General features: G+C 58.2%; 1 protein-coding gene. It reads left to right on the forward strand.

Going from position 1 to position 837, the window contains the following annotated elements; translation table 11 throughout:
• Positions 1 to 837 (forward strand): AMP-binding protein (locus JCM10914_RS28140; RefSeq protein WP_036720685.1); only part of this gene is annotated, 837 nt, incomplete at both ends.

Below are 837 nucleotides of genomic sequence, written 5' to 3' on the forward strand. Positions count from 1 at the left end.
GACTGTGTCGATGACATCGTCGTTGCTGGGCACGATGGAGGCCGAAACACTTCCGGATCTGCGGACGGTAATCGTCGGCGGGGACGTCTGTACGGCGGAACTGGTGGAGCAGTGGGGAGAGGGACGAGGATTCTTCAATTGTTACGGACCGACGGAAGCAACGGTGTGCACGACGATGAAGCAGTGTGAATCAGACGGGAAAATGCCTAGTATCGGTCGACCGATCGCTAATACGCAGGTGTACGTGCTAGATGGTGAGATGCAGCTGGTGACCCCGGGTGTATCAGGCGAATTATACATCGGCGGCGCCGGGTTGGCGCGTGGGTATTGGAATCGTCCGGAGCTGACGGCGGAGAAGTTCATCGTTCATCCGCAGTGGAACGAGCGCCTTTACCGGACGGGAGACTTGGTGCGCTGGCAGCAAGATGGGAACTTGGAATACTTGGGACGGATCGATGAGCAAGTAAAAGTCCGGGGCTACCGGATCGAGCTTGGGGAGATCGAGGCGGCGCTGCTTCGTCATCCGCTTGTACGGGAGTCGGCCGTGATTGTCCGTGACGATATGGCGGCGGACAAGACCATTGTGGCGTACGTTGTCACAAGTGGGGACGCAGAGCAGGGTGAGCTGCGCGAACACTTGAAGGCGACACTTCCGGATTATATGGTGCCTTCGTACTTTATGACGTTGGACTCGCTACCGCTGACGCCAAATGGGAAGCTGGACCGCAAGGCGTTGCCGGCACCAGAGGTAGTTGGCAGGGGAGAATACGTAGCTCCTCGTACGGAAGCAGAGCAAAAACTGGCGGAGATTTGGCACCAGGTGCTACGGGCGGAACG

The sequence above is a fragment of the Paenibacillus sp. JCM 10914 genome (assembly GCF_001315105.1).
Lineage (GTDB): Bacteria > Bacillota > Bacilli > Paenibacillales > Paenibacillaceae > Paenibacillus_AQ.